The organism is Ventosimonas gracilis, from assembly GCF_001580025.1.
GTDB lineage: Bacteria > Pseudomonadota > Gammaproteobacteria > Pseudomonadales > Pseudomonadaceae > Ventosimonas > Ventosimonas gracilis.
This window is the reverse complement of record NZ_LSZO01000063.1, coordinates 1-382: the sequence shown is the minus strand read 5'-3', so window position 1 is coordinate 382 and position 382 is coordinate 1. Positions and strand designations below refer to the sequence as shown.

The following is a 382-nucleotide window of genomic DNA, read 5'->3' as shown; positions in this document are numbered from 1 at the left end:
CCGCTCCCTGCCATCGGCGAAGTGATGAGCGCATGGGATTACTACCTGTGCAACTGGCGACCCGGCAAACCGCACCCAAAAACGTGGGAAGACCTCTACCGGCAGGCGGTAGAGGCGGTGCAAGGCTAGCCCAATGCCCTCATTCCCCGCTTATTTCGCCAGCCTCGCCCTGCTCGCCGCACTACTGACCGGCGTAGCCCTAGGCTACAAATGGCGCGACAACAGCGCAAAATTGCACGAAAGCCGCGAACAGCAGCGCTACACCCAAGCGCTCAATGAAGCGCTGGACAAAGCCAGACGGCAAGAACAAGCCCTATATGCACAAATGGAGGCGCTCACCCGTGACACAGAGAAACAACTGGAAAGCGTGGCTGCTGCTGAA

The 382-nt window shown here is 59.2% G+C and carries 1 protein-coding gene; it reads left to right on the top strand.

Annotation, left to right across the window (positions count from 1 at the left end; translation table 11 throughout):
- Nucleotides 1–133: 133 nt before the first annotated feature.
- Nucleotides 134–382 (top strand): hypothetical protein (locus AXE65_RS03565; protein ID WP_153015373.1); only part of this gene is annotated, 249 nt, incomplete at its 3' end.